This is a genomic window from Sabulicella glaciei (assembly GCF_026183895.1).
In the GTDB taxonomy this organism is placed as follows: Bacteria; Pseudomonadota; Alphaproteobacteria; order Acetobacterales; family Acetobacteraceae; genus Roseococcus; species Roseococcus glaciei.
Map to the genome: position 1 here is coordinate 66,250 of NZ_JAPFQI010000021.1, position 6,718 is coordinate 72,967.

Below are 6,718 nucleotides of genomic sequence, written 5' to 3' on the forward strand. Positions count from 1 at the left end.
CGCGTCATCGCTCCGGCGTGATCCGCCAGACCGTGTTCGACAGGTCGTCGGCGACGACCACGGCGCCGCGCGGATCCACCGTGACACCGACCGGCCGGCCGCGCGCATTGCCGTCGCGGGTGAGGAAGCCGGTCGCGAAATCCACCGGGTCGCCCGCGGGACGGCCGTCGCGGAACGGCACGAAGACCACGCGGTAGCCCACCGGCTGGCTGCGGTTCCAGCTGCCATGCTCGCCGACAAAGACGCCGTCGGCGAAGCGCTCGCCCATCGCGGCGTTCGAGAAGGCCACGCCCAGCGCCGCGACGTGCGAGCCGAGCGCGTAGTCCGGGCGGATCGCCGCGGCGACGAGCTCCGGATCTTGCGGGCGCACGCGCGTGTCCACGTTCTGGCCCCAGTAACTGTAGGGCCAGCCATAGAACCCGCCCTCGCGCACGGAGGTGAGGTAGTCGGGCACGAGGTTGGGGCCGATCTCGTCCCGCTCGTTCACCACCGCCCAGAGCCGGTCCGTGCCGGGCTGGATGGTGAGGGCGGTGGGGTTGCGCAGCCCGGTCGCGAAGGGGCGGTGCGCGCCGGTCTGCGCATCGATCTGCCAGATCATGGCGCGGTTGACCTCGGCCTCCATCCCGCGCTCGGTGATGTTGCTGTTGGAGCCGATGCCGACATACAGGAAGCGGCCATCCGGGCTCGCGGTCAGCGCCTTGGTCCAGTGGTGGTTGATCGCCGAGGGCAGCGCCGCCACCCGCTCCGGCGGGCCGTTCGCGCGCGTCTGGCCGTCCGTGTAGGGGAAGCGCACCAGCTCGTCCTGGTTGGCCACGTAGATCGCGCCGTTGCTGAAGGCGAGGCCGTAGGGGGCGTTGAGGTCCTCCGCGAAGACGCCCTGCGTCTCGTAGCTGCCGTCGCCATCGGCGTCGCGCAGCAGGGTGAGGCGGTTGCCGCCCGGCACGGAGGTCTTGCCCCAGCTCTTGATGATGCCCGCGATGATGTCCTTGGGGCGCAGCGCGTGCGCGTTGCCGCCTGTCCCCTCCGCCACCAGGATGTCGCCATTCGGCAGGATCAGCGTCTGGCGCGGGATGCGCAGGTTCGTGGCGATGGCCTGAATCCGGTAGCCCTGCGGCACGGTCGGAAGCTCGTTGCCCCAGGCGGTGGGCCGCGGGATCGTCATGCTGGGCAGCAGCCCGCGCTGCGGCTCCGGAAGCTGCGGGTCGAGGCCGCGCTGCTCGGCGGCGGGATTCTCGTCGCAGGCGGCGAGCGCCAGCGCCGCGGCGCCGAGCAGAAAGGTCGCGCGCTTCATCGGATCGCTCCTCGGGAGGAAAAGCCGGAATAGCCCATCCAGGCCGCGACGAGCGCGAGCAACGTCACCACGGCGGACAGCACGAGCGCCTCGGGCATGATCGCGAAGGCGTCCTTGGCGTGGACCAGGGCGTTGACGAGGCCGAGCCCCCACATGGCGAGCAGCACGACGAAGTACAGCGCCGCGTTCCTCCGGCGGCCGGCGCCAACGCGGAACAGGCCGATCAGCGCCCAGAGCAGCGCGAAGCCGCCGATCAGGAGGGCGCCGGCGATGAGCCAGGAGGCGAAATTGGCCCACTGCATCTGGAAGGTCTTCCAATAGGCCAGGTCGGCCAGCAGCGCGCCCAGGAAGAGCGGCAGGGGAAAGGCCAGCAGGATGGCGTGCAGCGGGTGGACCGGCCTCGAGAGGATGGAGGCGGAGGTGGCGGACATGGCTGTTCCTCTCGCTGCGACGCGGCCCGCGGCGGCGCGGGAGCGCGGCCAGGACGGCGTCTCAGCGGGGCAACGCGGCCGGCGACGACGCGGTTTCTGCGCGGCAGGGCCGCGTCAGGCGTGCAGCCCCGGCGCCTCCTGCCCCGTCCGCGCCACGTATTCCGTGTAGCCGCCACCATATTGCTGGACGCCCTCGGGCGTCAGTTCCAGCACGCGGGTGGAGAGCGCCGCCAGGAAGTGCCGGTCGTGCGAGACGAAGAGCATCGTGCCCTCGTACTGCGCCAGCGCCGCCACCAGCATTTCCTTGGTCGCCATGTCCAGGTGGTTCGTCGGCTCGTCGAGCACGAGGAAGTTCGGCGGGTTGTAGAGCATGCGCGCCATGGCGAGGCGCGCCTTCTCCCCACCCGACAGGACGCGGCACTTCTTTTCCACCTCGTCGCCCGAGAAGCCGAAGCAGCCCGCCAGGTTCCGCAGGGATCCCTGCGCCGCCTGCGGGAAGGCATCCTCCAGCGACCCGAACACGGTGCGGTCACCATCCAGCGATTCCATGGCGTGCTGCGCGAAGTAGCCCATCCGCACGCTGCTTCCGACGGAGATGGTTCCGTCGTCGGGCTGCGTCACGCCGGCCACCAGCTTGAGCAGGGTGGATTTCCCCGCGCCGTTGACGCCCAGCACGCACCAGCGCTCGCGCCGCCGCACCATGAAGTCCAGCCCGTCATAGATCGTCCGCTCGCCATAGCGCTTGTGCACCGCGCGCAGGTTCACCACGTCGTCGCCGGAGCGCGGCGCCGGGGGGAAGTCGAAGGACACGCTCTGCCGCCGCTTCGGGGGCTCGACGCGCTCGATCTTGTCCAGCTTCTTCACGCGGCTCTGCACCTGGGCGGCATGCGAGGCGCGCGCCTTGAACCGCTCGATGAAGCTGATCTCCTTCGCCAGCATGGCCTGCTGCCGCTCGAACTGCGCCTGCTGCTGCTTCTCATTCAGCGCGCGCTGGCCCTCATAGAAGGCGTAGTCGCCCGAGTAGGTGGTGAGCGCGCCGCCGTCGATCTCGATCACCTTGCGGACCACGCGGTTCATGAACTCGCGGTCGTGCGAGGTCAGCAGCAGCGCGCCCTCGAAACCAGCCAGGAACTGCTCCAGCCAGATGAGGCTTTCCAGGTCCAGGTGGTTGCTCGGCTCGTCGAGCAGCATGACGTCGGGCCGCATGAGCAGGATGCGGGCCAGCGCCACGCGCATCTTCCAGCCGCCCGAAAGCGCGCCCACGTCGCCATCCATCATCGCCTGGGTGAAGCCCAGCCCCGCCAGCAACTCGCGGGCGCGGCCTTCCAGCGCATAGCCGCCCAGCTCCTCGAAGCGGGCCTGCACCTCGCCGAAGCGCTCGATGATGCTGTCCAGCTCGTCGGCGCGGCCGGGGTCCGCCATGGCGGTTTCCAGCGCCGCCAGCTCCGCGGCGACCTCGCTCACCGGGCCAGCGCCGTCCATCACCTCGGCCACGGCCGGGCGCCCGGCCATCTCGCCCACATCCTGGCTGAAGAAGCCGATGGTGATGCCGCGATCCACCAGGACCTGGCCCTCGTCGGGGGCTTCCTGCCCGGTGACCAGCCGGAAGAGCGTCGTCTTGCCGGCGCCGTTGGGACCGACGAGGCCGATCTTCTCTCCCTTCTGGAGCGCCGCCGAGGCCTCCACGAACAGGAGCTGGCGGCCGTTCTGCTTGCTGACGTTGTCGAGGCGGATCATGGGGTGGCGAAGGCTTCGGAACCGTGGTGGCCGGCCTTATGCCACGAGGACCGGCCGGGCGCAGTCCGGCCTTTAGCGGGGGGCCCTGCGCCTCACGCGGGCTCCTTTTCCCGCTCCGCCATCATCTCCCGGAAGGCCGGCCGCGCCTGGCACGCCGCCAGCCACGCCTTCGCCCGCGGCGCGGCCTCGAAGAGTTCCGGCGCGGGCTGGGCATAGCGGAACACCTCCGCGAGGTTCAGGTCGGCCACGGTGAAGCGGCCGCCCACCAGCCATCCATCCTTCGCCAGCGCCTCGTCCAGCACGGCGAAGGGCTGGCGCAGCGCGGCGATCGCGGCCTCCGCCACGGCGGCGTCGCGCTGCTCGGGCGGGTAGCCCACACGGTGGTACAGCACGTTGATCGTGTGCGGCTCCGCCTCGGTCATGGCCCAGATGCTCCACTGGGTCATCAGACCGTCCTCGGCCAGATCCTTCGGCGCCAGCGGGCCGCCATGCTTCTTGGCGAGGTAGAGGTTGATGGCCAGGCTTTCGCACAGCACCAGCCCGTCATCCTCCATGGCCGGGATGCGTCCGTTCGGGTTCACGGCGCGGAATTCGGCCGAGGTCGTGTTGAGCGGCGCGTCGTGCGCCGAGGCATCGGGCAGGCGATAGCCCTGGATGACCGGGACATGCCGGAAGGGCACGCCCAGCTCCTTCAGGAGCCAGACATTGCGCGAGGCGCGGGAACGGAGGACGCCGTGGATCGTGACCATGCTTCAGGACTCCCTGTCGTAGCGGATAATGCGGATCTCGCCGGAATCAGGCCACGGATCCCCCGCCTCATCATCCGGGCCCCACCACGCTTCCAGCGCCTCGACGGGAATTCCGAAGCTTTCGCCGTCCTCGGCGATGTGGCGCTCGACGAGGTCCCAGCTCGCGGGACGGGGCGCTCCAGCGGGCAGCGTCGCAAGGCCGGGCTCTCTGGCGGGAGCGGAAGCCTCCTCCAGCCTCTCGTCCAGATACGCGAAGGAGAGCGGTCCGCCGAGCGCCGCGAAGCATCCCAGGGTGAGGAGCGCCACTTTGCGCACGCGCCCATCCACGTCCATCGCGAACTCGCCGTCCGGTAGCATCAGCAATGGCTGCCCGCGCGAATGAAGCCGGTGGCTCCCCTCGCGATCCGCGATCACGAGGTCAACGGTCGCCGGTTCCTCCGGCACGGATTCGGTCACGCGGTGATCCTTCCCCTTGGGGGAAGATGATAGCACACCCCTACCCGTTTTCCTGCTCCGGACGCATATCTTTCGTCCATGGCCGCCCCCGCTCCGCGTCGCGACGACGCGCCCGAACCCTCCTTCGCCGACCTGCTGGCGCAGCGCCCGGCGCTGTCCACCGATGCCCTCGCCGGCCTCATGATGGAGGAGGTGCCGCTGGCGCGCATCGCCCAGGCGGTGGGCACCCCGACCTGGGTGTATTCCGCAGGCACGCTGCGCCGCCGCGCCCGCGCCCTGTGCGACGCGCTGCGCGAGGCCGGGCTCGACGCCACCGTGCATTTCGCGACCAAGAGCAACCCGAACCTCGCCGTCGTCGCGCTGCTGGCGGGCGAGGGGCTGGGCGCCGACGTGGTGAGCGAGGGTGAGCTGCGCGCCGCCCGCGCCGCTGGCGTGCCCGCCTCGGGCATCGTGTTCAGCGGCGTCGGCAAGACCGAGCGCGAGATGCGCCTCGCCATCGCCGAGGACATCCTGCAGCTCAACCTGGAAAGCGCGGAGGAGGCGGAGATGCTCGACGCCCTCGCGCGATCCCTCGGCCGCCGGGCGCGCGTGGCGCTGCGCGTGAACCCGGACGTGGATGCGCGCACCCACGCCAAGATCACCACCGGCCTGACGGAGAACAAGTTCGGCGTCCCCATCGCCCTCGCCCCCGCGCTCTATGCGCGGCTCTGCGCCATGGAGGGGTTGGAGGTGGTGGGGCTCGCCACGCATATCGGCTCGCAGATCACGCAGGGCGTGAGCTCCTACGCCGCCGCCTATGCCCGGCTCGGGTCGCTGGTGCGGGAGTTGCGGGCCCAGGGCCTGCCGGTGGAGCGAGTGGATTGCGGCGGCGGCCTCGGCATCCCCTACCGTGACGAGATCCCGGCCAGCCCCGCCGCGCTGGCCGGCACCATCAAAGCCGGGCTGGGCGATGCCGGGGTGAAGCTCATGCTGGAGCCGGGGCGCTGGATCGCCGGCCCGGCCGGGGTGCTGCTGTCGCGCGTGGTGATCGAGAAGCAATCCGCGGGGCGGCGATTCGTGATCCTGGACGCGGCGATGAACGACCTGCTGCGCCCCGCCATGTACGAGGCGTGGCACGGCATCCTGCCCGTCTCGCCCGCCGCCTTCCACGCGCCGCAAACCCCGGCCGACGTGGTGGGCCCGGTCTGCGAGAGCAGCGACACCTTCGCCAAGGGGCGCAACCTTCCGGCCCTGCCGCCCGCTTCTCTCGTGGCGTTCCTCGATGCCGGCGCCTACGGTGCGAGCATGAGCAGCACCTACAACGCCCGGCCCCTGGCTGCGGAGGTGATGGTGAACGGGTCCGACTGGTCCGTGGTGCGCGAACGCCAGGGCTACGAACAATTGCTGGCCGGGCAGCGCATCCCGGGATGGATCACCCGTCCTGGTGAGGCCCGTTGACGGCCGGCCAGCAGTTTTATTGTCGCCCTCAGGCGCCGGGCGGCGCCTCCGGCGCCTTGGCTTCGCCGCGAAGTTGGCGGGTTGGTCAGTCTGGCGGCGCCAGTTGCGTCGCGGCCGGAAATTGGTCGGCGGGCGCTTGGTGTCCGCCGATGGAGCCCTCCCCATGCGTGACCTCGCCCTGAAGCGCCGCCTCGCCCGCCTCGCCCTGTGGTGGGAAGGCGCCTGGCTGGCGGCCTGGCCGGTGCTGGCGGTGCTGGGGCTGTTCCTGGTCTTCGCGTGGAGCGGCCTGCCCGCGCTGCTGCCCGGCTGGACGCATCTTCTGGTGCTGCTGGGCTTCGCGGCGGGGCTGGTCCTGGCGCTGCGTGTCGGCTGGCGTGGGCTGCGGCGGCCCGGTGCCGCCCAAGCGGACCGGCGGCTGGAAGCGGAATCCGGCCTGCGCCACCGCCCGCTGGCCGCGCTGGAGGACCGCGCGGCCGGTGGCGACCCCGGGCTCTGGGCCGCGCACCAGGAACGGATGCGGGCACGGATCGGGCGGCTGCGCGTGGGCTGGCCGCGCCCCGGCCTCGCGGCGCGGGACCAGCGGGCGCTGCGCGCCGGGCTGGGGGTCGCCGTGCTGG

The 6,718-nt window shown here is 71.3% G+C and carries 7 protein-coding genes; 2 read left to right on the top strand and 5 right to left on the bottom strand.

Annotated features, from left to right (window positions below; all coding sequences use genetic code 11):
* Positions 1 to 4: 4 nt before the first annotated feature.
* The 5 genes from OF850_RS19465 to OF850_RS19485 form a co-directional block, all read right to left on the bottom strand.
* Positions 5 to 1,291 (bottom strand): PQQ-dependent sugar dehydrogenase, encoded by a 1,287-nt coding sequence (locus OF850_RS19465; protein WP_301591998.1) that lies wholly within the window; start codon positions 1,289 to 1,291, stop codon positions 5 to 7.
* On the bottom strand, positions 1,288 to 1,722 hold the full coding sequence (locus OF850_RS19470) for a DUF2231 domain-containing protein (protein WP_301591999.1): 435 nt from the start codon (positions 1,720 to 1,722) through the stop codon (positions 1,288 to 1,290). Before OF850_RS19470 ends, OF850_RS19465 begins: the two co-directional genes overlap by 4 nt.
* 114 nt (positions 1,723 to 1,836) lie before the next feature.
* Positions 1,837 to 3,459: an ABC-F family ATP-binding cassette domain-containing protein gene (locus OF850_RS19475; RefSeq protein ID WP_301592000.1), complete on the bottom strand. Its 1,623-nt coding sequence runs from the start codon at positions 3,457 to 3,459 to the stop codon at positions 1,837 to 1,839.
* Between the two features lie 92 nt (positions 3,460 to 3,551).
* On the bottom strand, positions 3,552 to 4,208 hold the full coding sequence (locus tag OF850_RS19480; protein WP_301592001.1) for a glutathione S-transferase family protein: 657 nt from the start codon (positions 4,206 to 4,208) through the stop codon (positions 3,552 to 3,554).
* Positions 4,209 to 4,211: 3 nt separating this feature from the next.
* Positions 4,212 to 4,664, bottom strand: coding sequence for a hypothetical protein (locus tag OF850_RS19485; RefSeq protein WP_301592002.1), 453 nt, complete (start codon positions 4,662 to 4,664; stop codon positions 4,212 to 4,214).
* A 78-nt stretch (positions 4,665 to 4,742) separates the two neighbouring features.
* Between OF850_RS19485 and lysA the strand changes: the two genes are divergently transcribed.
* Both lysA and OF850_RS19495 read left to right on the top strand, forming a co-directional pair.
* Entirely contained in the window at positions 4,743 to 6,101 is a 1,359-nt protein-coding gene (gene lysA / locus OF850_RS19490; RefSeq protein WP_301592003.1) for a diaminopimelate decarboxylase, read from the top strand.
* Positions 6,102 to 6,264: 163 nt separating this feature from the next.
* Positions 6,265 to 6,718: DUF4175 family protein (locus tag OF850_RS19495; RefSeq protein WP_301592004.1), on the top strand; the 454-nt coding region annotated here is incomplete at its 3' end.